Source organism: Acinetobacter sp. KAM396 (assembly GCF_021602765.1).
Lineage (GTDB): Bacteria > Pseudomonadota > Gammaproteobacteria > Pseudomonadales > Moraxellaceae > Acinetobacter > Acinetobacter towneri_A.
On sequence record NZ_BPPH01000108.1, the window covers coordinates 1 to 500 of the forward strand.

At 37.4% G+C, this 500-nt stretch carries 1 protein-coding gene; it reads left to right on the forward strand.

The annotated features are described in order from the left end of the window. On the forward strand, positions 1-500 hold a 500-nt coding region (locus L6C30_RS14730; RefSeq protein ID WP_236163340.1), incomplete at both ends, for a transposase.

The following is a 500-nucleotide window of genomic DNA, read 5'->3' on the forward strand; positions in this document are numbered from 1 at the left end:
TCTAAAATGGAACAAGTCACATTTAAAGTGCTTTGCGCTCATCATGCTTGTGATTATTTTAAAGCAAACATGTAATCTTTCTTCTGCATCTAAAGCCTTGCCCATCAAGTGCTTACCACAATCATTTTATCGACGTATGCAGCGCTTCTTTGCAGGTCAGTATTTCGATTATCGTCAAATTTCTCGGTTGATTTTCAATATATTTTCATTCGACAAAGTGCAACTGACTTTAGATAGAACCAATTGGAAATGGGGAAAACGAAATATTAATATCCTGATGCTCGCGATCGTTTATCGTGGAATAGCGATACCTATCCTTTGGACATTGCTTAATAAACGTGGAAATTCAGATACGAAAGAGCGCATTGCTTTGATTCAACGCTTTATCTCCATTTTTGGTAAAGACCGTATTGTGAATGTGTTCGCAGACAGAGAGTTTATCGGTGAGCAGTGGTTTACATGGTTAATTGAACAAGACATCAACTTCTGCATTCGTGTTA